Source organism: Streptomyces sp. BR123 (assembly GCF_013401435.1).
Lineage (GTDB): Bacteria > Actinomycetota > Actinomycetes > Streptomycetales > Streptomycetaceae > Streptomyces.
In genome coordinates, this window is the sequence record NZ_JACBGN010000023.1 from 14,125 (window position 1) to 38,986 (window position 24,862).

The window sequence follows — 24,862 nt, forward strand, 5'->3', positions numbered from 1 at the left end:
TACCGGGACGGGTGAGCAGGTAGCGTTCGCGCCGATGACAGATACGTACGACGACCAGCCCCCGCCATCGCGCCTGGTCCCGCCCGCGGAGCGGGCCTCGCTGCCCGACGGGATCCGCTTCGCCTTCGGCACGCTCACCGTGCTGCCCGCCCGCATCACCCGCTGGGACCGGCCCGCGGCCCGCACCGGCATGGCCTGTGCGCCGCTCGCCGGCCTCGTCGTCGGCGTGCTCGCCGCCGCCGCGGGCTCCCTCCTGCTGCTGCTCGGCGGGGGCCCGTTGCTGGCCGCCGCCGTCACCGTGGCCGTACCGGCCGCCCTGACGCGGGGCCTGCACCTGGACGGCCTCGCCGACACCGCCGACGGGCTGGGCTGCGCCAAACCGGCCGCCGAGGCCCTGCGCATCATGAAGCGGTCCGACATCGGCCCCTTCGGTGTGGTCGCCCTGCTCCTGCTGCTGCTGATCCAGGCGGGGGCACTGGCCGACGCCTACGCCGACGGCTGGGTCCGCGGCGCGTCCGCCGCCGTCGTGGCGGCGGTCACCGCCCGGCTCGCCATGACGCTGGCCTCCCGGGACGGCGTACCGCCCGCCCGCCTCGAAGGTCTGGGCGCGGCGGTCGCCGGGGTGGTCCCGCGGACCGCGGCCGCGGTGGCGGCCGCCGCCGTCACCGTCCTGGCCGCGGCCGCCGCCCTGCCGCTGGGCCCGCTCGCCGCAGCCCGGCAGGCGGCCGCGGTCCTGGTGGCCCTGGCGGCGGCCGAGCTGCTGCTGCGCCGTTGCGTGCACCGCTTCGGCGGGGTCACGGGGGACGTCTTCGGTGCCCTGGCCGAGGTCTCCGCGGCCGCCGCGCTGATCGTCCTCGCCCTGGGCTGAGCGGCCCCGGCTGCCCGGCGGGCCGCCCGGGACACGTAGGGTCGGGCCGTGGAAGAGACGCCGACGCCCATCAGGGTGCTGCTCGCCGACGACCAGGCGCTGCTCCGCAGCGCCTTCAAGGTGCTCGTCGACTCCGAGCCCGACATGGAGGTCGTGGGCGAGGCATGCGACGGGGCGCAGGCCGTCGAGCTCGCCCGGCGGACCCTGCCCGACGTGGTCCTCATGGACATCCGGATGCCCGGCACCGACGGCCTCGCCGCCACCCGCATGATCGGCCAGGACCCGTCGCTCGCCGCGGTCCGGGTGGTCATGCTGACGACCTTCGAGGTCGACGAGTACGTGGCCTCCGCGCTGCGGGCCGGCGCCTCCGGCTTCCTCGGCAAGGGTGCCGAGCCCGAGGAACTGCTCAACGCCATCCGGGTCGCCGCCGCCGGCGAGGCCCTGCTGTCCCCGACCGCCACCAAGGGGCTCATCGCCACCTTCCTCGCCCAGGGCGGCGGCTCCTGCGGACCGGCAGCGCCGACCGCGGAGGACGCCGAGCGGCTCGCCGCACTGACCGGCCGGGAGCGCGAGGTCCTCGTCCACGTCGCCGGGGGCCTGTCCAACGACGAGATCGCCGGGCGGCTCCAGGTCAGCCCGCTCACCGTCAAAACGCACGTGAACCGGGCCATGGCCAAGCTCGGCGCCCGCGACCGGGCCCAACTCGTCGTCATCGCCTACGAATCGGGGCTGGTCCGTCCGCGCTCCGAGTAGCGCCGGCCCGCCGGGCCGGTCCGGTCCGGCCTACACCTTCGTACCGGTGCGTCTACTGCAGACGCGGTATGCCATGGATAAGGACGGGACCTGGGGGCGACGCGCAGGCCTCCCGGCACGGGCGAGGCTTGAGTGCCGGCCGCGGCTGTCGCGGCCCTCTCGGCCGGCCCTGCCCAGACCGACTGCAGAGAGATACCGACGCCCATGTCCTGGCTGTCCCGATTCAGCCTGGCCCAAAGAGCGCTGATCGGCCTCGTTTCGATCACCGCGCTGCTCTTCGGCGCCATAGCCATCCCGCAGCTCAAACAACAGCTGCTGCCGTCCATCGAACTGCCGATGGTCTCCGTGCTCGCCCCGTACCAGGGTGCTTCCCCCGACGTGGTGGAGAAGCAGGTCATCGAGCCGATCGAGGCCAACCTCAAGGGCGTGGACGGCATCACCGGCATCACCTCCACCGCCAGCGAGGGCAATGCCCTGATCATGGCCACGTTCGACTACGGCGACAGCAGCACCAAGCAGCTCGTCGCCGACGTCCAGCAGGCCGTGAACCGGGCCCGCGTCCGACTGCCCGCCGAGGTCGACCCGCAGGTCATCGCCGGCTCCACCGACGACATCCCCACCGTCGTCCTCGCCGTCACCTCCGACAAGGACCAGCAGGCGCTCGCCGACCAGCTGAACCGCACCGTCGTCCCCGTCCTGGAAGACATCAAGGGCGTCGGCCGCGTCACCGTCGACGGCGCCCAGGAGCTCCAGGTCACCGTCACCCCGGACGACGCGAAGCTCGCCGCGGCCGGCCTCGACGGCGCCGCCCTCGCGCAGGGCCTCCAGGCGGGCGGCGCGGCCGTTCCCGCCGGCTCCTTCGACGAGGAGGGCAAGAACCGGACCGTCCGCGTCGGCGCCGGCTACACCTCCCTCGCCCAGCTGGAGGACCTCCGCCTGAGCCCCGGCCCCGGCAAGAAGGCCGTCCGCCTCGGCGACGTGGCCGTCGTCAAGCAGGAGGCCGCCAAACCCGTCTCGGTCACCCGCACCAACGGCAAGCCCAGCCTCTCCCTCGCCCTGACCATGGACAAGGACGGCAGCGCCGTCGCCATCTCGGACGCGGTCAAGGAGAAGCTGCCCGAGCTGCGCACCGCGCTCGGCTCCGGCGCCGAGCTCACCGTCGTCGCCGACCAGGGCCCGCCGGTCGCCAAGTCGATCTCCAGCCTCACCACCGAGGGCATGCTCGGCCTGCTCTTCGCGGTGATCGTGATCCTGGTCTTCCTCGCCTCGCTGCGCTCGACGCTGGTCACCGCGGTCTCCATCCCGCTGTCCGTCGTCCTCGCGCTGCTCGTGCTGTGGGCCGAGGACCTGTCGCTCAACATGCTGACCCTGGGCGCCCTCACCATCGCGATCGGCCGCGTCGTCGACGACTCGATCGTGGTCCTGGAGAACATCAAGCGCCACCTCGGCTACGGCGAGGAGCGCGAGGCCGCCATCCTCACCGCCGTCAAGGAGGTCTCCGGCGCGGTCACCTCCTCCACGCTCACCACCGTGGCCGTCTTCCTGCCGATCGGCTTCGTCGGCGGCATGGTCGGCGAGTTCTTCGGACCGTTCTCCCTCACCGTCGCCGCGGCCCTGCTGGCCTCGCTGCTGGTGTCCCTCACGGTCGTGCCGGTGCTCTCGTACTGGTTCCTGCGGGCCCCGAAGGGCATGAGCGCCGGGGACGCCGAGAGCGCCGAGAAGGCGCGCCGCGAGGCCGAGGAGAAGGAGGCGAAGAGCCGCATGCAGCGCGGCTACGTCCGGGCGCTGGGCCTGGTCACCCGCCGCCGGGCGACCACCCTCGTGCTGGCCGCCGTGCTGTTCGCCGGCACCCTCGGCATGACCCCCCTGCTGAAGACGAACTTCTTCGACCAGGGTGAGCAGGCCGTCCTGACCGTCAAGCAGCAGCTCCCGGCCGGCACCTCGCTGGCCGCCGCCGACGCGGCGAGCCGCACGGTGGAGAAGGCCCTGACCGGGGTCAAGGGCGTCAAGGACTACCAGGTCACCGTCGGCTCCTCCGGCTTCCTGGCCGCCTTCGGCGGCGGCACCGGCTCCAACCAGGCCACCTACCAGGTCGTCCTGGACGACGCCGGCGACAGCGAGGCCGTCAAGAAGCGCATCGAGGAGGCCCTCGGCAAGCTCGACGGCATCGGCGACACCAGCATCTCCGCGGGCGGCGGCTTCGGCAGCCAGAACCTCAGCGTCGTCGTCAAGGCGGGTGACGCCGGCGTCCTCGCCAAGGCCGCCGAGCAGGTCCGGGCCGAGATGGCCACCCTCAAGGACGTCACCGACGTCCAGAGCGACCTCTCCCAGTCCCTGCCCCGCATCTCGGTGACCGCCACCCCGAAGACGGCCGAGGCCGGCCTCAACCAGGCCGCGCTCGGCGCGCTCGTCTCCCAGGCCGTACGCGGCACCCCGGCCGGCAAGGCCGTCCTGGACAACACCGAGCGGGACATCGTCATCAAGTCCGCGCAGCCGGCCACCACCCTGGCCCAGCTGCAGGCGCTCCCGGTCGGCCCGGCCCGGCTCGGGGACATCGCCGAGGTCAAGGTCGTGCCCGGCCCGGTGTCGATGACCCGCATCGACGGGGCCCGCGCCGCGACCGTCACCGCCAAGCCGGTCGGCGACAACACCGGCGCCATCGGCGCCGAGCTCCAGACGAAGATCAGCGCGCTGAAGCTGCCCGAGGGCGCCACCGCCACCATCGGCGGCGTCTCCGAGGACCAGGGCGAGGCCTTCGCCCAGCTCGGCCTGGCCATGCTCGCGGCCATCGCGATCGTGTTCATGCTGCTGGTGGCCACGTTCCGGTCGCTGGTGCAGCCGCTGATCCTGCTCGTCTCGATCCCGTTCGCGGCGACCGGCGCGTTGGGCCTGCTGCTGGCCACCGGGACCCCGATGGGCGTCCCCGCGATGATCGGCATGCTGATGCTCATCGGCATCGTCGTCACCAACGCGATCGTCCTGATCGACCTGGTCAACCAGTACCGGGCCCAGGGCATGGGCGTCATCGAAGCCGTCGTCGAGGGCGGCCGGCACCGCCTGCGGCCGATCCTCATGACGGCCCTGGCGACGATCTTCGCGCTGCTCCCGATGGCGCTCGGCGTCACCGGCGAGGGCGGGTTCATCTCGCAGCCGCTGGCGGTCGTCGTGATCGGCGGCCTGGTCTCCTCGACCCTGCTGACGCTGCTGCTGGTGCCGACCCTGTACACGATGATCGAACTGCGCAGGGAGCGCCGCCGCGCCAAGCGCACGGCCCGCCTGACGGTCGTCCCGGCCCCGCAGCGGGCCGAGGCCGGCGAGCAGACCCCGGCCGGGGTCTGACCGGCCGCCGCCCGGCCCGCACACACGGGCCGGGCGCACCAAAGCCGAAGGGCCGCCCCTCGCGGGGCGGCCCTTCGGGGGTTTCGGGGCACTTCTTCATTCGTACCAGCGGTAGCAGCGGTCCTCGGAGCCGGGTACGTCGTTGCGGAACTCGTCCCAGCCCTCCTGCTTGATCTGCTCGGCGTCGTTTGCTCCGAGGACGAGACAGAAAGCCTTCTTGACCGGTGACCGGGTGCTCGCCCTCAGCAGGGTGAGGGTCCCTTCGTACCGCCCCGGGGTGAGTTTCCAGTTGTGCGTCTTGAACTCGATCGACGGTTTCTGGGGGGCGCTCTGGGCGACGATGAACGGCGCGGGATCCGATTCGAACTCCCACCAGACATCCGGCGGCGCGTTGCGGGCCTTCTCGCAGGCGGCGTCCGCCTCGGGGCTGGTGCCGGCCTTGGCGCAGACGGCGTCGGTCGGTTCGTACCGCGCCGTCCACTTCACGGTCCGCTTCCAGAAGAAGTCCGGCCGGTCGCCGACTGCAGGATCCCGGCGTCGCAGGCGCAGCTGGACGTCCTTCGCCAGCTCCGTGTCCTCGGTGCCGAAGCGCGTGAACACGGTCGGCTGGAGGAACAACGAGACGCCTTCCGGGTCGGCGTCCATCTTCAAGGAGTGCGGCAGTATGACGTCGGCGGTCGGATCTTTCTGGGCTTCGAGGAAGTTGTACACGGAGAGCCCCAGCGCGCCGAGTGCGGCGATCGTGGCGACCCAGGTGTGCCCCGCATGGAGCACCGTACGGAAACGTCCCTTCTCAGGACCGGTCATGCCCCCAGGCTGGTGCGCACGCCGAGTGCGCGCCTCTCGTGCTGGTCCGGTCGGCTGCACCCCGACACGGCGAAGGGACGCCCGGGCTGGGGGCGTCCCTTCGTTGCCGGCGGTTACGGGAGGGCGAGCATCCGCTCCAGCGCGAGCTTGGCGAAGCTCTCGGTCTCCTCGTCGACCTGGATCTGGTTGACCAGGGTGCCCTCGGCGAGGGACTCCAGGGCCCAGACCAGGTGCGGCAGGTCGATGCGGTTCATCGTCGAGCAGAAGCAGACCGTCCGGTCGAGGAAGACGACCTCCTTGCCCTCCGGGCCGAAGCGGTTCGCCAGGCGCTTGACCAGGTTCAGCTCGGTGCCGATGGCCCACTTGGAGCCGGCCGGGGCCGCCTCCAGGGTGTTGATGATGTACTCCGTCGAGCCGACGTAGTCCGCGGCCGCCACGACCTCGTGCTTGCACTCGGGGTGGACCAGCACGTTCACGCCGGGGATGCGCTCGCGGACGTCGTTCACCGAGTCCAGCGAGAAGCGGCCGTGGACCGAGCAGTGCCCGCGCCACAGGATCATCTTCGCGCCGCGCAGCTCCTCGGCGGTCAGGCCGCCGTTGGGCTTGTGCGGGTTGTAGACCACGCAGTCGTCCAGGGACATGCCCATGTCGCGGACGGCGGTGTTGCGGCCCAGGTGCTGGTCCGGGAGGAAGAGCACCTTCTCCCCCTGCTCGAACGCCCAGTCCAGCGCCCGCTTGGCGTTGGACGAGGTGCAGATCAGGCCGCCGTGCTTGCCGGTGAAGGCCTTGATGTCGGCGGAGGAGTTCATGTACGAGACGGGGACGGTCACGTCGGCGATGCCCGCCTCGGCGAGCACGTCCCAGCACTCGGCGACCTGCTCGGCGGTGGCCATGTCGGCCATCGAGCAGCCCGCCGCCAGGTCGGGCAGGACGACCTTCTGGTCGTCGCCGGTCAGGATGTCCGCGGACTCGGCCATGAAGTGGACGCCGCAGAAGACGATGTACTCGGCCTCCGGCTTGGCGGCGGCGTCACGGGCCAGCTTGAAGGAGTCGCCGGTGACATCGGCGAACTCGATGACCTCGTCCCGCTGGTAGTGGTGGCCGAGGATGAAGACCTTGTCGCCGAGCTTCTCCTTGGCCGCGCGGGCGCGTGCCACCAGGTCCGGGTCCGACGGCGAGGGCAGGTCGCCGGGACACTCCACCCCGCGCTCGCTCTTGGGGTCGGCTTCGCGGCCGAGCAGCAGCAGGGCAAGGGGCGTCGGCTGGACGTCCAAAGGCTGGGCGGTGGTCACGACACGCACCCTTTCTGTTCTGCGACTACGAGACTTCAGGTTCGACTTCTCGTCTATTTGACGCTATCTATGATAGCCGGTTCACGTCACTTTGACGATGGCCATAGTGTCGATGTGACGCATTCGCCGTGGCGCATTCACCCGTGACGAACCCGTCGCTGCGCCCGGTCCTCCGGCTCGCCCCGGTGTGCGAGCATGAATGACTGAAACACGCGTCGGGTCCGGAATGAATCCGCGGCCCCGCTCGTTGCCATCGACGGCAAGAGTCCGACGTTTCCCTGCCTGAGGCGGGGAGCCGCCCCACTTCGGGAGTGAATGCAGATGTCCGTACAGGACGACAAGACCACCGTGAGCGACGGCATCCTCCTGTCCGACGCCGCCGCCGAGAAGGTCAGGACCCTGCTGGAGCAGGAGGGCCGCGATGACCTCGCGCTCCGCGTCGCAGTCCAGCCCGGTGGCTGCTCCGGCCTGCGCTACCAGCTCTTCTTCGACGAGCGCTCCCTCGACGGGGACGTCGTCAAGGACTTCGGCGGCGTGAAGGTCGTCACGGACCGGATGAGCTCCCCCTACCTGCAGGGCGCCTCGATCGACTTCGTCGACACCATCGAGAAGCAGGGCTTCACGATCGACAACCCGAACGCCACCGGCTCCTGCGCCTGCGGGGACTCCTTCAGCTGAGCCCAGGCTTCAGCCAAGCCCAGGCCCGAGCGGCGGGCACCCCGGCTCTCCCGGGGAGCCCGCGCCACGGCCCCGCAAGGCCCCCGGCACCCGCGGAAGCGGCGCCGGGGGCCTTCGCCGTACCCGGATGCGGGAGCGCGCAGGCAGCCCCGCAGGCCGGCTCCCGCCGGGGGAACGGCTCGCCTCAGGCCCCAGCCGGGGAGCCGGCTGTAGGGGGAGCGGAACAGGCCGGGCGACCGGCGGTCACGACGCGCTCGCCTCGGCCGCGTGCTCCAGTGCGCGCATCAGCTGCCTGATGATCCTCAGGTGGTCAGAAGGCCGAGGCGCTGCGCCAGTGTGCAGGCCCGCCGGCGGCGGGACGGGCTCTTCGCCTCGGCCTCTTCCAGGATGATGCGGCGGGCGTAGCCGTTGTACTGCACGGTCTCCGGCGCGGTCTCGTGGGCCTGCGCCAGCGTGGCCAGCGCCACATCCGGCTGGGCGTCGAGGTGGTAGCCGCGTGCCTGCTCGATCCGGTGGCGGGCCCGCCGCGGCCGGGACGGAATCGCTTCGGCCTCTGGGAGGCCTTGCGATCGGCGATCGTCCCGGCCTGCCGGACGGCTGCCTGTGCGTCCCGGATCAGATCGGGCAGCAGCGCGCCCACCACCTCACGGTGGTTCGGTGCCGCATGCCGGGCCGACCACGCCCGAGCGAGACGCGCCTCAAGGTGGGCGGTGGGGGGCGCCTCCCGGCCACCGGCAACGGGGAACGCGTTCACGGCCTGGCGGACGGCCGCGAACCGCGGGTGCCCGGGGCCGGCGAAGAGTTCGGCGCGAAGGGACTGGTTCCCCGTGAGGTCGGACAGGTCCCGAACGCGCAGCACTTCGGCGATCCTCAGGATGACGGGCAGGGCGGGTGTCTTCAGCCGGCCGGTCTCGACTGCCTTGACCCACGACCCGGACCGGGCCACGAGGCCGCCCAGCTGTTCCCGGGTGAGCCCGCGGCGTTGGCGGAGGATCTGCATTCTCTGGCCGAACACCAGCGGGTCGGCGTACGGGTCCGGGGTAGCGTCGGTGGACATGCGGCCTTGCCCCTCTCCTCGCAGCTCGTCACTGTCAGGGTAGGGGGCAGGGCATCATCCGTGTGATCCAGATCGCACGATCCCGCCTGCCTGGACCGAAGCCGGTACGCGATCCGCCTCGCCGAGGCGTGAGGAGGAGGACCAGTGGCTGACGACCTGTCCGCGGTGGCCCGTTTCCTGCACGAAGCGGGCACGCTCAAGCACAGCCGCCGCACGGGCTGGTGGATGGCGGGGGTCAACGACCCCGAGAGCGTCGCCGAGCACTCGTGGCGCACCTCGGTCATCGCGTCCGTCATCGCCGAGCTGGAGGGCGCCGACCCTGCGCGGGCGGCGTTCCTGGCCGTCTGGCACGACACCCAGGAGACCCGCACCGGGGACGTCAACCACCTGGGGAAGAAGTACGCGGCCGGCGCCGACCCGCAGGCCGTCACGGCCGACCAGACCGCGGGCATGCCCGAGGCCCTGGCGTCGGCGATCCGGGACCTGGTCGCCGAGTACGAGGCCCAGGACTCGCCCGAGGCGGTCTGCGCCCGTGACGCCGACAAGCTGGAGTGCCTGCTCCAGGGCATCGAGTACAAGGCCCAGGGATACGAGGCCGCGCAACGGTGGATCGACAACAGCCGCGCCAGGCTCGCCACGGAGACCGGGAAGCGGCTGGCCGAGGAACTGCTCGGCCAGGGCACGCTGGACTGGCTGCGGACAGCCATGGGCGAGAAGGGCTGAGGGCGGGTTGGGTGTGCGAAGGCCCCCTGGGGAGCGCCAAGCGCCGTTGGTCCAGGGGGCCTTCGCCGGGTGCCGCGGGGTTACTGGCGGGGGAGGGGCTTGCCCGTGGTGGCGTCCACTACCTTGCGGTCGGCCAGGGGCTGCTTCAGGGTGGCCGTGACCGTCATCTCCTGGGCGAGCAGGATGCAGGCGCGGCCCGGCTCGGTCGGGGTGTCGGTGATGCGCACCATGACCGCCCCGGGCTCCTCGCGGGCTTCCAGTGCGTAGGTGCTGCACACCCCGCCCCAGAAGTTCACCGTCAGCTTCCGGTCGGCCTCCGTGTACGAGAACCCGGGTACCGTCCGGCCCGCGCCCGCGCCCGTGCCCGTCGCCGGGGCCGGTTGGGTCGGGCCGCCGTCGCCGCCGGAGGCGTTCGCCGCGGCCGGCTGGACCACCGTGTGGCCGGGGGCGCCGTCCTTGCCCGCCACCTCGAAGTGCCAGGCCGGGACCAGGCCGCGGGCCCCGTTCACGGTCCCGGGGGCCAGCCCCAGCACCGCGCCCTTCACCGTCTCCGTCCGCGGCGGCTTGATCGGCCGCGGCTCCGGGTCGCAGGGCAGCGGGTCCGAGGGCCCGGGGACGTCCGGGGTCAGCGGGACGGAGGTCGCGCAGCCGCTCGGGCCGCGGTCCGCGCCGCCCCCGCCCGAGGCCCGGTTCAGCCGCTCCAGGGCCTCGGACGCACTGACCACCGGCTGCTCGCCCGCGCGGACCGGCTCCTTCAGTTCGCCGCTGCCCGCGACGACCTGGCCGTCCGCGCCCACGCTGACCTTGGTGGCCCAGCCCTGGGTGGGCAGCCCGCCGATCACCGGGTCGGCGGTCACCACCCGTACGGAGCCCTGCGTGAGGCGGGCGTCCAGCTTGGCCCCGCTCTGGCCCACGGCAGCGAGCACCGGGGCGGCCGCGGCCTTGGCGGCCTCCTCGGTCACCGGGCTGCCGCCCCCGCCGGGGGGCTTGCCGCCGCTGCCGTCCGCGCCCTGGGGGAGGGTGGCGGGCCCGCAGGTGTCCTTGCCGCGCCGGCAGTCGTCGCCGGCGCCGCCCGAGTGGAAGCGGGTGAAGGTCCAGCTGCCGGGCGCCTTCCGGCCGACCGTGAGGCGCGGACCGAAGCCGTCGGCGCCTTCCCCGGCCCGCCAGGTCTCACCGCTGAGCTGCGGAGTGCCCGCGATGCCGAGGGCCGCCGCGAGCCGGGCCGCCTCCTCGGCGGTGACCTCGCCCGTGGCGGCGTACGAGGGTGCGGCCGCGGGGGCGGACGGGAGCCCGCCCTCCGCCCGGTACGTCACCCCGCTGCCGCGCGGGTCCGGCTCCCCGGGGGCGATGCCCGGCCCGGAGGGGCTCGGCGCGACGCGCGGCGCCGCGGCCGCGCTGTCCCCGGTACGGCCGCCCGGACCGCCGTCGCCGTACGCCGTCGACGCCCAGTACGCCGTGCCGCCGCCCGCGAGCAGGACGGCGGCCGCGATCGAGCCGATGGCCCAGGCCGGCCGCCGCCGTGTGCCGCGTGATGTGTCGGGTTGTTCGGTGGTCACCGCATGCTCCTTCGCCCGTACCGCCGTGGCTGGCTGATGCGGGTGTGACGGAACAGAGGCGAAACCGGTTCCGCCGCGCCCTAATCGCCGTACTCGGCGGTGGCGGCGATGAGCCGGGCCGAGGAGGGCGGAACGCTGATCCCGTGGATCTGCGAGGGCGCCACCCTGGCCGGACGCGGGTCCGCGGGGACCGCCCAGTGCGGGGCCATCCTGGCGCAGTCGCCGAGCAGCCGCGCAAAACCCGGCCGCGTGTCGGACGCGTACTCTCCGTAGCCGAATCCATCGGTGTAGGTCATGGGGGCACGGTAGGCACGGCCCGCCGGGCGAAGAAAGGCCTACTACGGGGTAGTTTCGTGCGGTCGGCGTCCGGGCCGTTAGCGGGTAGCGTTGACTGTCACCCTTGCCGTCCTTGCAGGAGCATCCACGCCGTGCGTATCGCAGTCACCGGCTCCATCGCCACCGACCACCTCATGACCTTCCCCGGCCGCTTCGCCGACCAGTTCGTCGCGGACCAGCTGCACACGGTCTCCCTCTCCTTCCTCGTCGACAACCTCGACGTCCGGCGGGGCGGTGTCGGCCCGAACATCTGCTTCGGCATGGGCCAGCTCGGCCTCCGCCCGATCCTGGTCGGCGCGGCCGGCTCGGACTTCGACGAGTACCGGGCCTGGCTGGACCGGCACGGCGTCGACACCTCCTCCGTGCGGATCTCCGAGGTGCTGCACACCGCGCGCTTCGTCTGCACCACGGACGCCGACCACAACCAGATCGGCTCCTTCTACACGGGCGCGATGAGCGAGGCCCGCCTCATCGAGCTGAAGGCCGTCGCCGACCGCATCGGCGGCCTCGACCTCGTCCTCATCGGCGCCGACGACCCCGAGGCGATGCTCCGCCACACCGAGGAGTGCCGGACGCGAGGCATCCCCTTCGCCGCGGACTTCTCCCAGCAGATCGCCCGCATGGACGGCGAGAACATCCGCACCCTGATGGACGGCGCCACCTACCTCTTCTCCAACGAGTACGAGAAGGGCCTCATCGAGACGAAGTCCGGCTGGTCCGACGAGGAGATCCTCGCCAAGGTCGGCACCCGCGTCACCACCCTCGGCTCCCGCGGCGTCCGGATCGAGCGCGCCGGCGAGGAGACCATCACCGTCGGCTGCCCGGAGGAGACCGCCAAGGTCGACCCGACCGGCGTCGGCGACGCCTTCCGCGCCGGCTTCCTGGCCGGCCTCGGCTGGGGCGTCGGCCTGGAGCGCGCCGCGCAGGTCGGCTGCATGCTGGCCACCCTCGTGATCGAGACGCTGGGCACCCAGGAGTACACCCTGGCCCGCGCCCACTTCATGGAGCGCTTCACCAAGGCGTACGGCGAGGACGCCGCCGCCGAGGTCCGCGAGCACCTGGTCGCGTAGTTCCGGCCGCCCGGCACCGGGCGGGGCGCGGAGCCCCGCCCGGTCAGAGTTCGCGGCGGACGGTGTACGCCGTGCCCGTCGGCCGGGGGGACTCGCCCAGGTAGGTGTGGCCGCGCATCGAGCACCACGCCGGGATGTCCAGCCGGGCCACCTCGTCGTCCGACAGGACCGTGACCGTCCCGCCCACCGGGACGGCGCCGATGGCCCGGGCCAGCTCGATCACCGGCTGCGGGCAGCGCAGGCCCAGGGCGTCGATCTCCAGGGCGTCGGCTTCCGAGGGCCCGGCGGCGGGGGCCTGCGGCTCCGGCCCGTCCGCGCCGAGCGCGGCCCGCACCCCGGCGACCAGGCCGGGCAGGACGTCCAGGAAGCCGTTGACCTCTTCGGCGGTCGTCCCCCGCGGCAGGGAGACCCGTACGTTGCCCTCCGACAGCACGCCCATCGCCCGCAGCACATGACTCGGGGTCAGGGTGGAGCTCGTGCAGGAGGAGCCGGAGGAGACCGAGTAGCCCGCCCGGTCCAGCTCGTGGAGCAGGGCCTCGCCGTCCACGTACAGGCAGGAGAAGGTGACCAGGTGCGGCAGCCGCCGTACGGGGTCGCCGACCACCTCCACGTCCGGCACCAGCCGGGCCACCCGCCGCCGGATCCGGTCCACCAGCACCCGCAGCCGGACCGCCTCCGCCTCGGCCTCGGCCCGCACCGCCCGCAGGGACGCGGCGGCCGCGACGATGGCCGGGAGGTTCACGAACCCGGGGGAGCGGCCCGACTCCCGCTCGTCGGCGGGTCCTTGGGGCGAGAACCGGACACCTTTGCGGACGGCCAGCAGGCCGACGCCCGCCGGGCCGCCCCACTTGTGGGCACTCGCGGCCAGCAGCGACCAGCCGCCCTCGACCGGGCCCCAGCCCAGCGACTGGGCGGCGTCCACGAGCAGCGGCACCCCGGCTGCCGCGCACACCTCGGCCACCTCCGCCACCGGCTGCACCGTGCCCACCTCGTGGTTGGCCGACTGCAGGCAGGCCAGCGCGGTCGAGGGGGTCAGCGCGGAGGCGTACCCCGCCGCCGATACCGCGCCGGTCCGGTCCACCTCCACCCGGGCCGTGGTGCCGCCGGCCGCCTCGTGCGCCTCGGCAGCGTGGAGCACGGAACTGTGTTCGACGGCCGACACGACCACGTGGCGGCCGATGCGCCGGCGCCCGGCGACGGCGCCCGCAATGCCCGAGTGAACCGCATGCGTCCCCGAAGGGGTGAACACGAGCTCGTCGGGGCGGCAGCCCACCGCCTCGGCGGCCGCCTCGCGCGCCGCGTCCAGCAGGAGCCGCGCGCGCCGGCCCTCCCGGTACAGCCGGGCGGGGTCCGCCCACCCCTCGTCCAGCGAGGCCTGCAGCGCCTGCCGGGCCACGGGGTGCAGCGGGGCGGCGGACGCGGTGTCGAAGTACGGCATCCGGTCACGCTAACGGGAGCCCGGGGGGAGGGGAGGTCAGGGGGCGTCAGATACGCCCGGAGCCCGCCATTCAGCGGGTGTTGTGCCGTCCCCCGTACGGCGGATCCATCCCTTCGGGGGCAGTAGCGGCGCGTTGGGCACCCTCCCCGCGCGACCCCAAATAGCGTCCAGTAGGGTTTGGTCCGCATAAACATCCAAACCCCTGCCTGCGTCAGGGCCGGCGACCGACCCGAACACGGCCGCGGCCGGCCGCGCGGGCCGAGACTCTCGGGAAGGCGCTACGTGAGTCCCTACGGCTCCGACCGCTCGCCGCGGCGCCCGATGCGGCGGAAGCTGCTGCAGGCGCTGACTGCGGGCGTGGTTCTGGCGACCGCCACTGGTTGCTCGTACAACTGGAAAGACTTCCCCCGCCTCGGAATGCCCTACCCCGTCACGGAGGAGGCGCCTCGCATCCTTTCCCTGTGGCAGGGGTCCTGGGCGGCCGCTCTTGCCACCGGCATCCTGGTGTGGGGCCTGATCCTGTGGAGCGTCCTGTTCCACCGGCGCAGCCGGACCAAGGTGGAGGTCCCCCCGCAGACCCGGTACAACATGCCCATCGAGGCGCTGTACACCGTGGTCCCGCTCATCATCGTCTCGGTGCTGTTCTACTTCACCGCGCGTGACGAGTCCAAGCTCCTCGCCCTCTCGAAGCCGGCGCACACCATCAACGTGGTCGGCTTCCAGTGGAGCTGGGGCTTCAACTACATCGAGAACGTCGACGGTGACGGGGCGACCCCGAAGGGCGGCAAGGCTCCCAAGGAGCTGGCCTCCATTCCGGACCGCTTCACCAAGGACTTCCCGGCAGGCGCCGAAGGCGTCTACGAGAAGGGCATCCCCGGCGACAGGAACCCGGAGACGGGCAACCCGGGTCCGACCCTCTGGCTGCCCAAGGGCGAGAAGGTCCGCTTCATCCTGTCCTCGAACGACGTCATCCACTCCTTCTGGGTGGTTCCGTTCCTCTTCAAGCAGGACGTCATCCCGGGCCACACCAACGTCTTCGAGGTCACGCCTTCCCAGGAGGGCGTCTTCATGGGCAAGTGCGCCGAGCTCTGCGGTGTCGACCACTCCCGGATGCTCTTCAACGTCAAGGTCGTCTCGCCCGAGGAATACCGGGCGCACCTGAAGGAACTGGCCGAGAAGGGGCAGACCGGCTTCCTCCCGGCCGGCATCAAGCAGACTGACCCGGCCCGGAATGCGGAGACGAACAAACTGTGAGCATCCTCAACGAATCCCAGGGTGCCGCCGCCGACTCGTATGAAAACGAGCTGCCGGTGCGGCGCAGGCAGCCCGGCAGCGTGGTCGTGAAATGGCTGACCACGACCGACCACAAGACCATCGGTACGCTGTACCTGGTCACGTCGTTCGTGTTCTTCCTGATCGGCGGCGTGATGGCGCTCTTCATGCGCGCCGAGCTGGCCCGTCCGGGCACGCAGCTCATGTCGAACGAGCAGTTCAACCAGGCGTTCACCATGCATGGCACGATCATGCTGCTGATGTTCGCCACGCCGCTGTTCGCCGGCTTCGCGAACTGGATCATGCCGCTGCAGATCGGCGCGCCCGACGTGGCGTTCCCGCGGCTGAACATGTTCGCGTACTGGCTGTACCTCTTCGGCTCGATCATCGCGGTGGCCGGCTTCCTCACCCCGCAGGGTGCCGCCGACTTCGGCTGGTTCGCCTACTCCCCGCTGTCGGACGCGGTCCGCTCGCCGGGCATCGGCGCCGACATGTGGATCATGGGCCTGGCCTTCTCCGGCTTCGGTACGATCCTCGGTTCCGTCAACTTCATCACCACGATCATCTGCATGCGCGCTCCGGGCATGACGATGTTCCGCATGCCGATCTTCACCTGGAACGTGCTGCTGACCGGTGTCCTGGTCCTGCTCGCCTTCCCGGTCCTGGCCGCCGCGCTCTTCGCGCTGGAGTCCGACCGCAAGTTCGGCAGCCACGTCTTCGACGCGGCCAACGGTGGCGCACTGCTGTGGCAGCACCTCTTCTGGTTCTTCGGACACCCTGAGGTGTACATCATCGCCCTGCCGTTCTTCGGCATCATTTCCGAGGTCATCCCGGTCTTCTCGCGCAAGCCGATGTTCGGTTACATCGGTCTGATCGCGGCGACGATCGCGATCGCCGGCCTCTCCGTGACGGTGTGGGCGCACCACATGTACGTCACCGGCGGTGTGCTGCTGCCCTTCTTCTCCTTCATGACCTTCCTGATCGCGGTACCGACCGGTGTGAAGTTCTTCAACTGGATCGGCACCATGTGGAAGGGCTCGCTGTCCTTCGAGACCCCGATGCTCTGGGCCGTCGGCTTCCTGATCACCTTCACCTTCGGTGGTCTGACCGGCGTCATCCTGGCCTCGCCCCCGATGGACTTCCACGTCTCCGACTCGTACTTCGTCGTCGCGCACTTCCACTACGTCATCTTCGGCACCGTGGTCTTCGCGATGTTCTCCGGCTTCCACTTCTGGTGGCCGAAGTTCACGGGCAAGATGCTGGACGAGCGCCTCGGCAAGATCACCTTCTGGACGCTGTTCGTGGGCTTCCACGGCACGTTCCTGGTGCAGCACTGGCTCGGCGCCGAGGGCATGCCGCGGCGCTACGCGGACTACCTCGCCGCCGACGGCTTCACCGGCCTGAACATGATCTCGACGATCAGCTCGTTCCTGCTCGGCCTGTCGATGCTGCCGTTCATGTACAACGTCTGGAAGACGGCCAAGTACGGCAAGAAGATCGAGGTCGACGACCCGTGGGGCTACGGCCGTTCGCTGGAGTGGGCGACGTCCTGCCCGCCGCCGCGGCACAACTTCCTCACCCTGCCGCGTATTCGCAGTGAGTCGCCCGCCTTCGACCTCCACCACCCGGAGATCGCGGCCCTCGACCACCTCGAGGACCACGGCGCCAAGGCTGTCACCGGTGCCAAGGAGGCCGGCAAGTGAAGATCCAGGGCAAGATGTTCCTCTGGCTCTCCGCCTTCATTCTGATCATGGCCGTCGTGTACGGCGTGTGGTCGAAGGAGCCCGTGGGAACCACCGCGCTCTTCCTGGCCTTCGGCCTGAGCGTGATGATCGGCTACTACCTGGCCTTCACGGCCAAGCGCGTCGACGACATGGCCCAGGACAACCTGGAGGCCGAAGTCGCCGACGAGGCCGGCGAGCTGGGGTTCTTCTCCCCGCACAGCTGGCAGCCGCTCTCGCTGGCCATCGGTGGTGCGCTCACCTTCATGGGCGTCATCTTCGGCTGGTGGCTCCTGTACTTCTCGGCCCCGATCATCGTGATCGGCCTGTGGGGCTGGGTGTACGAGTACTACCGCGGTGAGAACCAGAACCAGTAGCGGTATCGGCAGTACCCGGCCGGACGGCCGGTGGTCCGGGGCCCGGACTCCTCGAACAGAGGAGTCCGGGCCCCTCTTTTGCAGTCACACCACGCGCCTTATTTGTCTGGTTTTCATAGCCTTGGCCCCATGAAGCACTCACCGCGTCTATGGACGGTCGTCGGCTGCTCCCTGCTGGCCGCGTCCCTCGGTGCCGGCGCCACCGCATGCGGGCCCGGCGACAACCCGCTGTCCGCCCGCCCCTACGACGCGGGCGACGCAGTCGCTTTCAACCAGGTCCAGGGCGGCCGCCCGGTCGACCACAACCGCCCCCTGGAGGTCACGGCCAAGGCGGCCGGGGGCGTCCGCATCACCGACGTCACCGCCGTGGACAGCCTGGGCCACCGCCTCGCGGGCGAGCTCACCGCCAAGGGCGACCGCTGGCACAGCACCACCGCCATGGCCGCCGGAACCCGCTACACGGTCACCGTGAACACGGAGAACGAGCGGGGTGCTCCCGGGCGGCGCAGGCTGACGTTCGAGACCACTCCGGCCAAGAAGGTCCTGAAGGTCACATTCGGCCCGCAGGACGGCAAATACGGCGTCGGACAGCCCATCACGGCCGAACTCGACGAGGCCGTCAAGGACCGGGCCGCCCGCGCGGTCGTGGAACGGGGCCTGGTCGTCGACACCCCGCCCGGCGTCGAGGGCGCGTGGCACTGGGTGGACGACAAGCACGTGCATTTCAGGCCCAAGGAGTACTGGCCCGCCCACTCCACCGTCTCCGTACGGAGCAATCTGGAGGGGGTCAGGATCTCCAAGGACATGCACGGGGCCGCCAGCAAGCCGGTCACCCTGCAGATCGGGGACCGCGTCGAGGTCCTCACCGACGCCGCCTCCCACCACCTCACGTTCAAGCGCAACGGAGAAGTGATCAACACCATTCCGATCACCACCGGCAAGCCCGGCTTCTCCACCCGCAACGGCGTCAAAGTGGTGCTCGGCAAGCAGTACTTCGTCCGGATGCGCGGCGACACCGTCGGCATCGGCGGCAGCGAGAACTACGACCTGCCCGTCTACTACGCGACCCGTGTCACCTGGAGTGGTGAATACGTCCACGCCGCCCCGTGGTCCGTCGGCTCCCAGGGCTACGAGAACGTCAGCCACGGCTGCACCGGCATGAGCACGGGCAACGCGGCCTGGTTCTTCGAGAACATCACCGAGGGCGACATCGTGCAGGTCGTCAACAGCATCGGCGAGGACATGCCCGCCTTCGGCAACGGCTACGGCGACTGGAACATGAACTGGAAGGACTGGCGCCAGGGCAGCGCCCTCCTCAAGGACACCCAGGACGGCCGCAGTGTCGTCGACCAGGCCCGTCTGCGCCCGCGGGTCTGAGGCCGGCACCCGGTCCGGGCGGGCCCGGTGCAGCCCCCGCTGCGGCCGCGGCGCAGGGCCCGTACGAGGCCCTGCGTCCGTCGGCTCCGTCCGCCGCGCCCGCAGCGCCGCCGCGCCCGCTATGCGTCCAGGGACAGCCGTGCGCGCAGCAGGCGCGCCAGGGCGTCCGCGAACTCCACCGGGTCGACCGGAAGGGTCACCGCCGCGTCCGCACGGCTCCAGGTGGCCAGCCAGGCGTCCTGCGGACGGCCCATCAGCAGCAGAACGGGCGGGCAGCGGAAGACCTCGTCCTTGATCTGCCGGCACACGCCCATGCCGCCGGCCGGAACGGCCTCGCCGTCCAGGACGCACACGTCGATCCCGCCCGCGTCCAGCTCGGACAGGACGGCAGGCAGCGTGGCGCACTCGGTGAACTCCACCGGCGGCAGATCCGCGGCCGGCCGGCGTCCGGCCGCCAGGCGCACCTGCTGCCGGGTGTTCGCGTCGTCGCTGTAGAGCAGAACCCGTGCAGTCGACCGCATTTCGTTCCTCCACGGTGCCGTGAATCACGTTGATGTTGCGCGGGATGCTACTCCTCCCGACCCGGTGTCAACATCGGTTCGCACACCCTCGCGCACGGTCGGCTGATGGGCCGTTCGGGCCCTGCACGGGGCCCGGACACTCCGAACGGCACCCCCCGGCGTGAGGGCCGGATAAGCGACCGACATAATGTCGGTCGTGGCGACAGCAACGACAGTAGATACCGGGCACGCGCACCCGACGGTCAATCGACCGAACCTCGTCAGCGTCGGAACGATCATCTGGTTGAGTTCCGAGCTGATGTTCTTCGCGGCCCTCTTCGCGATGTACTTCACCCTGCGATCGGTGACGGGCACCGAGTACTGGACAGAGCAGGCTTCGGCCCTGAATCTGCCCTTCTCGGCGACGAACACCACGATCCTGGTGCTCTCCTCCCTCACGTGCCAGCTCGGCGTCTTCGCCGCGGAGCGCGGTGACGTGAAGAAGCTCCGTACGTGGTTCATCATCACGTTCGTCATGGGCGCGATCTTCATCGGCGGCCAGGTGTTCGAGTACACCGAGCTGGTCAAGCACGAGGGCATGTCGCTCTCGTCCGGCCCGTACGGCTCGGTCTTCTACCTGACCACCGGCTTCCACGGCCTGCACGTGACGGGCGGTCTCATCGCCTTCCTGCTGGTCCTCGGCCGGACGTACGCCGCGAAGAGGTTCACCCACGAACAGGCCACGTCGGCCATCGTCGTGTCCTACTACTGGCACTTCGTCGATGTCGTCTGGATCGGCCTCTTCGCGACGATCTACCTGATCAAGTAGCGAGCACGTCACCGGGCCGGACCCGGCACCGACATCCAGAAACACCGACGCAGAAGATCCTGACACCGGGGTAATCCGTGAAAAAGCTCTCCGCACGACGACGCCATCCGCTGGCGGCGGTCGTCGTTCTACTCCTCGCGCTGGCGGCCACTGGGGGGCTGTACGCCGCCTTCGCCCCTGCGGGCAAGGCGCAGGCCGATGAAACCGCCCAGTCCCTCGCCATCGAGGAGGGCAAGAAGCTCTACGCCGTGGGTTGCGCAAGCTGCCACGGAACCGGCGGTCAGGGAACCACTGACGGCCCCAGCCTGGTCGGCGTCGGCTCCGCGGCCGTCGACTTCCAGGTGAGCACGGGCCGTATGCCGGCCCAGCAGCCCGGCGCCCAGGTGCCGAAGAAGCCCAACATCTACTCGCAGGCGCAGATCGACCAGCTGGCGGCGTACATCGCCTCGCTCGGTGCCGGTCCGATCACGCCGACCGCGAAGCAGTACGACCCGGCCGGCGCCGACGTCGCGAAGGGTGGCGAGCTGTTCCGCAACAACTGCGCGCAGTGCCACAACTTCACGGGCGAGGGCGGCGCGCTGACCGACGGCAAGTACGCCCCGAACCTCGAGGGCGTCTCGCCGAAGCACATCTACGAGGCCATGCTCACCGGCCCGCAGAACATGCCCTCCTTCCCCGACACGACGATGCCGGAGAAGCAGAAGAAGGACATCATCGCGTACCTCCAGAACGTGAACGGCGAGAAGTCGGTCAACCCCGGCGGCCTGAAGCTCGGAGGCCTCGGCCCCGTCTCGGAGGGCCTGTTCGGCTGGATCTTCGGTCTGGGTGCGCTGATCGCTGTCGCCGTCTGGGTCGCGGCCCACACCGCTAAGGCCAAGAAGTCATGAGTAGCCAAGACATTCCCGAAGAAAAGCACCTGCCGAGCGAGCAGGGCGACGAGCACCACGCCGGTGTAGCGGTCGCGGACGAACCGTTCGCAGACCCGGGCCTGCCGGTCCACAAGCCGCGCATCCAGGACATCGACGAGCGGGCCGCGAAGCGCTCCGAGCGCACCGTGGCGATGCTCTTCACGGTCTCGATGCTGGCCACCGTCGCGTTCATCGTGTCGTACGTGGTCATCCCGGTCGACAAGATCGTGTTCCTCTTCCCCCTCGGGAAGATCAGCGCGCTCAACTTCGCCCTGGGCATGAGCCTGGGCGCGGCCCTCTTCTGCATCGGCGCCGGCGCGGTCCACTGGGCCCGCACCCTGATGTCCGACGTGGAGGTCGCCGACGACCGCCACGAGATCGCGGCCTCGCCCGAGGTCAAGGCGAAGGTCATGCAGGACTTCGCCGACGGTGCGAACGAGTCGGGCATCGCCCGCCGTCCGCTGATCCGCAACACGATGCTCGGCGCGCTGGCCATGCTGCCGCTGTCCGCCGTCGTGATCATGCGGGACCTGGGTCCGCTGCCCGAGGACAAGCTGCGCCACACCCTGTGGGCCAAGGGCAAGCTGCTCATCAACCAGAACACGATGGAGCCGCTGCGTCCCGAGGACGTCCCGGTCGGTTCGCTGACCTTCGTCATGCCCGAGGGGCTGGAGGAGGACGCGCACGACTTCAACACCGAGATCGCCAAGGCCGCCCTGATGATCGTCCGCATCCAGCCGGAGGACATCAAGGACAAGCAGGAACTCGAGTGGTCCCACGACGGCATCGTCGCCTACTCGAAGATCTGCACCCACGTCGGCTGCCCGATCAGCCTGTACGAGCAGCAGACGCACCACGTGCTCTGCCCGTGCCACCAGTCCACCTTCGACCTCTCCGACGGCGGTCGCGTCGTCTTCGGACCCGCCGGCCACGCGCTTCCGCAGCTGCGGATCGGCGTGAACCGCGAAGGCTTCCTCGAGGCGCTCGGCGACTTCGCGGAGCCCGTCGGTCCTGCATTCTGGGAGCGCGGATGAGTACCGCCACTACGAACACATCGGCCGGGAAGCGCAAGGCGCCCGCCGGCGAGCGCGTGGCTGACTGGGCGGACGGCCGCCTGGGCATCTACAGCCTCGCCAAGGCGAACATGCGCAAGATCTTCCCGGACCACTGGTCCTTCATGCTGGGCGAGGTCGCCCTCTACAGCTTCATCATCATCATCCTCACGGGTGTGTACCTGACGCTGTTCTTCCACCCCAGCATGAACGAGGTCGTGTACCACGGCTCGTACGTGCCGATGCAGGGCGTCCGGATGTCCGAGGCCTTCGCCTCGACCCTGGACATCAGCTTCGACGTCCGCGGTGGCCTGCTCATCCGGCAGATCCACCACTGGGCCGCGCTGATCTTCGTCGCCGCGATGATCGTGCACATGATGCGCGTCTTCTTCACCGGCGCGTTCCGCAAGCCGCGCGAAGTCAACTGGGTCTTCGGCTTCCTGCTGCTGGTCCTCGGCATGTTCACCGGCTTCACCGGTTACTCCCTGCCGGACGACCTGCTCTCGGGCACCGGTGTCCGCTTCATGCAGGGCGCGATCCTGTCCGTGCCGGTCGTCGGCACCTACCTCTCGTTCTTCCTGTTCGGCGGCGAGTTCCCCGGCGGCGACTTCGTCGCCCGGTTCTACTCGATCCACATCCTGCTGCTGCCCGGCATCATGATGGGCCTGCTGGTGGCCCACCTGATCCTGGTCTTCTACCACAAGCACACCCAGTTCGCGGGCCCCGGCAGGACGAACAACAACGTCGTCGGCATGCCGCTGCTGCCGGTCTACATGGCCAAGGCCGGAGGCTTCTTCTTCCTGGTCTTCGGTGTCATCGCGGCCATCGCGGCGATCGCCTCGATCAACCCGATCTGGGCGCTCGGCCCGTACCGCCCGGACCACGTGTCCACCGGTGCGCAGCCCGACTGGTACATGGGTATGCCCGAAGGCCTGATCCGTGCCATGCCCGGCTGGGAGATCAACCTGTGGGGCCACACGCTCGTCCTGGGCGTGTTCATCCCGCTGCTGCTCTTCCCGCTGGTCCTCGGCGCGATCGCGGTGTGGCCGTTCATCGAGTCCTGGGTCACCGGCGACAAGCGCGAGCACCACATCCTGGACCGCCCGCGCAACGCCCCGACCCGCACGGCCTTCGGTGTCGCCTGGATCGCGGAGTACATCGTGCTCCTCATCGGCGGTGGCAACGACATGTTCGCGCAGTACTTCCACCTCTCGATCAACAACATCACCTGGTTCGTGCGGATCGGCTTCTTCGCCGTCCCGGTGATCGCGTTCATCGTCACCAAGCGCATCTGCCTCGGCCTGCAGCGCCGGGACCACGACAAGGTGCTGCACGGTCGCGAGACCGGCGTCATCAAGCGGCTGCCGCACGGTGAGTTCGTCGAGGTCCACGAGACCCTCGACCAGGCCAAGCTGCACACGCTCACCGCGCACGAGCAGTACGAGCCGCTGGAGATCGGCCCGACGGTCGACGAGAACGGCGTCGAGCGCAAGGTCAAGATGTCGGAGAAGCTCCGCGCCAAGCTCAGCCAGGGCATGTACGGCGAGGGCAACCAGATTCCGAAGCCCACGGTGGAGGAGTTCAAGGAGATCCAGAGCGGCCACGGCCACCACTGATCCCGCATGAGGGTCTGATTTCGGTCAGTCCCGGTGTCGCCCACGGCAAGAGCCCCGTCCAGGGTCTGGACGGGGCTCTTTGCCGTCCTCCCGGCCTGGATAGGCTGAAGGCCTTCCCATCCGACTGTGGACCCTCAGGAGCGGACCATGAACGTTGTGACCCCGGCAGGCGGCGACAGCGTGGCGGACCGGTCCTGGCCGGCCGTACTGGAGGCGCTGCTCTCCGGCCGGGACCTGCACGCCGACGACACGGCGTGGGCCATGGACCGGATCATGCGCGGTGAGGCCACCGACGCCCAGATCGCCGGATTCGCGGTCGCCCTGCGGGCCAAGGGGGAGACCGTCGAGGAGATCAACGGCCTGGTGCGGACCATGTACGCACACGCCAACCTGATCGAGGTGCCCGGCCGGACCGTGGACATCGTCGGCACCGGCGGCGACGGCGCCAAGACGGTGAACATCTCGACCATGTCCTCCATCGTGGTCGCCGGCACCGGCGCCAAGGTCGTCAAGCACGGCAACCGTGCCGCGTCCTCGGCCAGCGGCGCCTCCGACGTGCTGGAGAAGCTCGGCGTCAACCTGGACCTCACCCCGGCCCGGGTGGCCCGGGTGGCCGAGGAGGCCGGCATCACCTTCTGCTTCGCCGTGAAGTTCCACCCGGCGCTGCGGCACGTGGCCCCGGCCCGCCGCGAGCTGGGCATCCGCACCACCTTCAACTTCCTCGGCCCGCTGACCAACCCGGCACGGGTCCGGGCGCAGGCCACCGGCGTCGCCGACGCCCGGATGGCCCCCATCGTCGCGGGCGTGCTGGCGGAGCGCGGCTCCTCGGCCCTGGTGTTCCGCGGGGACGACGGCCTGGACGAGCTGACCACCACCGCCACCTCCCGGGTCTGGTGGGTCCGCGACGGGCGGGTGCAGGAGGAGGCCTTCGACCCGCGCGACGTGGGCATCGAGCTGGTGGACGTCAAGGAGCTGCGGGGCGCCGACGCCTCCTACAACGCGGACGTCGCCCGGCGGCTGCTGGCCGGCGAGACCGGCCCGGTCCGGGACGCGGTGCTGTTGAACTCGGCCGCCGCCCTGGTGGCCGTGGACCCGGGCAGCGGCTCCCTGGAGGAGCAGATCCGGGCGGGCATCGAGCGGGCCGCGGAAGCCATCGACTCGGGTGCGGCACGGGCCGCCCTGGAGCGGTGGGTGGCCGCCAGCAACGCCCGACTTGACTGATCCTTTTCGGCCAAGACCCCGGTCCGGCATGCGGACCGGGGCCTTGCACGTCCGGGATCGTGTGGCAGGATG

Annotated in this window: 21 protein-coding genes and 1 pseudogene; 15 read left to right on the forward strand and 7 right to left on the reverse strand. The window is 70.6% G+C overall.

Annotated elements, in window-relative coordinates; translation table 11 throughout:
• Positions 1 to 34: 34 nt before the first annotated feature.
• The 3 genes from HYE82_RS06170 (at position 35) to HYE82_RS06180 (ending at position 4,960) form a co-directional block, all read left to right on the forward strand.
• Positions 35 to 868, forward strand: a complete 834-nt coding sequence (locus HYE82_RS06170) for an adenosylcobinamide-GDP ribazoletransferase (RefSeq protein WP_179172904.1) — start codon at positions 35 to 37, stop codon at positions 866 to 868.
• A 48-nt stretch (positions 869 to 916) separates the two neighbouring features.
• On the forward strand, positions 917 to 1,621 hold the full coding sequence (locus tag HYE82_RS06175) for a response regulator transcription factor (protein ID WP_179172905.1): 705 nt from the start codon (positions 917 to 919) through the stop codon (positions 1,619 to 1,621).
• 204 nt (positions 1,622 to 1,825) lie between these two features.
• Complete coding sequence (locus HYE82_RS06180) at positions 1,826 to 4,960, forward strand: efflux RND transporter permease subunit (protein WP_179172906.1); 3,135 nt, start codon at positions 1,826 to 1,828, stop codon at positions 4,958 to 4,960.
• A 96-nt stretch (positions 4,961 to 5,056) separates the two neighbouring features.
• Here the strand turns inward: HYE82_RS06180 and HYE82_RS06185 are convergent, their stop codons facing one another.
• A complete protein-coding gene (locus tag HYE82_RS06185) occupies positions 5,057 to 5,767 on the reverse strand; it encodes a hypothetical protein (RefSeq protein ID WP_179172907.1) in 711 nt (236 codons plus the stop codon).
• A 113-nt stretch (positions 5,768 to 5,880) separates the two neighbouring features.
• Positions 5,881 to 7,068, reverse strand: coding sequence for a quinolinate synthase NadA (gene nadA, locus HYE82_RS06190; RefSeq protein ID WP_179172908.1), 1,188 nt, complete (start codon positions 7,066 to 7,068; stop codon positions 5,881 to 5,883).
• A gap of 312 nt (positions 7,069 to 7,380) precedes the next feature.
• On the opposite strand from nadA, the gene HYE82_RS06195 reads away from it, so the two are divergent.
• On the forward strand, positions 7,381 to 7,737 hold the full coding sequence (locus tag HYE82_RS06195) for an iron-sulfur cluster assembly accessory protein (protein ID WP_114058871.1): 357 nt from the start codon (positions 7,381 to 7,383) through the stop codon (positions 7,735 to 7,737).
• Positions 7,738 to 8,039: 302 nt separating this feature from the next.
• Here HYE82_RS06195 and HYE82_RS06200 read toward each other — a convergent pair.
• Positions 8,040 to 8,794, reverse strand: a pseudogene (locus HYE82_RS06200) (helix-turn-helix domain-containing protein).
• A 144-nt stretch (positions 8,795 to 8,938) separates the two neighbouring features.
• Between HYE82_RS06200 and HYE82_RS06205 the strand changes: the two are divergent.
• Positions 8,939 to 9,517 carry an HD domain-containing protein gene (locus HYE82_RS06205; RefSeq protein WP_179172909.1) on the forward strand — a complete coding sequence of 193 codons (579 nt, stop codon included), beginning with the start codon at positions 8,939 to 8,941 and terminating at the stop codon, positions 9,515 to 9,517.
• A gap of 80 nt (positions 9,518 to 9,597) precedes the next feature.
• Here HYE82_RS06205 and HYE82_RS06210 read toward each other — a convergent pair whose 3' ends face one another.
• Both HYE82_RS06210 and HYE82_RS06215 read right to left on the reverse strand, forming a co-directional pair.
• Entirely contained in the window at positions 9,598 to 11,073 is a 1,476-nt protein-coding gene (locus HYE82_RS06210; protein WP_179172910.1) for a hypothetical protein, read from the reverse strand.
• Positions 11,074 to 11,153: 80 nt separating this feature from the next.
• Positions 11,154 to 11,369 carry a hypothetical protein gene (locus tag HYE82_RS06215; protein WP_179172911.1) on the reverse strand — a complete coding sequence of 72 codons (216 nt, stop codon included), beginning with the start codon at positions 11,367 to 11,369 and terminating at the stop codon, positions 11,154 to 11,156.
• A 132-nt stretch (positions 11,370 to 11,501) separates the two neighbouring features.
• Between HYE82_RS06215 and HYE82_RS06220 the strand changes: the two genes are divergently transcribed.
• Positions 11,502 to 12,479 (forward strand): carbohydrate kinase family protein, encoded by a 978-nt coding sequence (locus HYE82_RS06220; RefSeq protein ID WP_179172912.1) that lies wholly within the window; start codon positions 11,502 to 11,504, stop codon positions 12,477 to 12,479.
• A 43-nt stretch (positions 12,480 to 12,522) separates the two neighbouring features.
• Here HYE82_RS06220 and HYE82_RS06225 read toward each other — a convergent pair whose 3' ends face one another.
• The gene (locus tag HYE82_RS06225) at positions 12,523 to 13,917 is read right to left on the reverse strand and encodes a cysteine desulfurase/sulfurtransferase TusA family protein (RefSeq protein ID WP_179172913.1); all 1,395 of its coding nucleotides are present in this window, start codon (positions 13,915 to 13,917) and stop codon (positions 12,523 to 12,525) included.
• A gap of 282 nt (positions 13,918 to 14,199) precedes the next feature.
• On the opposite strand from HYE82_RS06225, the gene coxB reads away from it, so the two are divergent.
• The 4 genes from coxB to HYE82_RS06245 all read left to right on the forward strand — a co-directional run bounded on the left by coxB (position 14,200) and on the right by HYE82_RS06245 (position 18,664).
• Complete coding sequence (coxB, locus tag HYE82_RS06230) at positions 14,200 to 15,171, forward strand: cytochrome c oxidase subunit II (protein ID WP_179172914.1); 972 nt, start codon at positions 14,200 to 14,202, stop codon at positions 15,169 to 15,171.
• Positions 15,168 to 16,892 carry a cytochrome c oxidase subunit I gene (gene ctaD, locus HYE82_RS06235; RefSeq protein WP_179172915.1) on the forward strand — a complete coding sequence of 575 codons (1,725 nt, stop codon included), beginning with the start codon at positions 15,168 to 15,170 and terminating at the stop codon, positions 16,890 to 16,892. Before coxB ends, ctaD begins: the two co-directional genes overlap by 4 nt.
• Complete coding sequence (locus tag HYE82_RS06240) at positions 16,889 to 17,287, forward strand: cytochrome c oxidase subunit 4 (RefSeq protein ID WP_179172916.1); 399 nt, start codon at positions 16,889 to 16,891, stop codon at positions 17,285 to 17,287. The genes ctaD and HYE82_RS06240 overlap by 4 nt, the downstream gene beginning before the upstream one ends.
• Before the next feature lie 129 nt (positions 17,288 to 17,416).
• On the forward strand, positions 17,417 to 18,664 hold the full coding sequence (locus HYE82_RS06245) for an Ig-like domain-containing protein (RefSeq protein WP_179172917.1): 1,248 nt from the start codon (positions 17,417 to 17,419) through the stop codon (positions 18,662 to 18,664).
• Between the two features lie 119 nt (positions 18,665 to 18,783).
• Here the strand turns inward: HYE82_RS06245 and HYE82_RS06250 are convergent, their stop codons facing one another.
• Positions 18,784 to 19,185, reverse strand: a complete 402-nt coding sequence (locus tag HYE82_RS06250; protein WP_179172918.1) for a hypothetical protein — start codon at positions 19,183 to 19,185, stop codon at positions 18,784 to 18,786.
• Between the two features lie 187 nt (positions 19,186 to 19,372).
• Between HYE82_RS06250 and HYE82_RS06255 the strand changes: the two genes are divergently transcribed.
• From HYE82_RS06255 to trpD, 5 genes are all read left to right on the forward strand, one after another.
• On the forward strand, positions 19,373 to 19,993 hold the full coding sequence (locus HYE82_RS06255) for a heme-copper oxidase subunit III (RefSeq protein WP_179172919.1): 621 nt from the start codon (positions 19,373 to 19,375) through the stop codon (positions 19,991 to 19,993).
• 77 nt (positions 19,994 to 20,070) lie between these two features.
• On the forward strand, positions 20,071 to 20,880 hold the full coding sequence (locus tag HYE82_RS06260; protein WP_179172920.1) for a c-type cytochrome: 810 nt from the start codon (positions 20,071 to 20,073) through the stop codon (positions 20,878 to 20,880).
• Positions 20,877 to 21,935, forward strand: a complete 1,059-nt coding sequence (locus HYE82_RS06265; RefSeq protein WP_179172921.1) for a ubiquinol-cytochrome c reductase iron-sulfur subunit — start codon at positions 20,877 to 20,879, stop codon at positions 21,933 to 21,935. The genes HYE82_RS06260 and HYE82_RS06265 overlap by 4 nt, the downstream gene beginning before the upstream one ends.
• Positions 21,932 to 23,569 carry a cytochrome bc complex cytochrome b subunit gene (locus HYE82_RS06270; RefSeq protein WP_179172922.1) on the forward strand — a complete coding sequence of 546 codons (1,638 nt, stop codon included), beginning with the start codon at positions 21,932 to 21,934 and terminating at the stop codon, positions 23,567 to 23,569. Before HYE82_RS06265 ends, HYE82_RS06270 begins: the two co-directional genes overlap by 4 nt.
• Positions 23,570 to 23,716: 147 nt before the next feature.
• Positions 23,717 to 24,790: an anthranilate phosphoribosyltransferase gene (trpD, locus tag HYE82_RS06275; protein WP_179172923.1), complete on the forward strand. Its 1,074-nt coding sequence runs from the start codon at positions 23,717 to 23,719 to the stop codon at positions 24,788 to 24,790.
• The last annotated feature ends 72 nt before the right edge of the window (positions 24,791 to 24,862 follow it).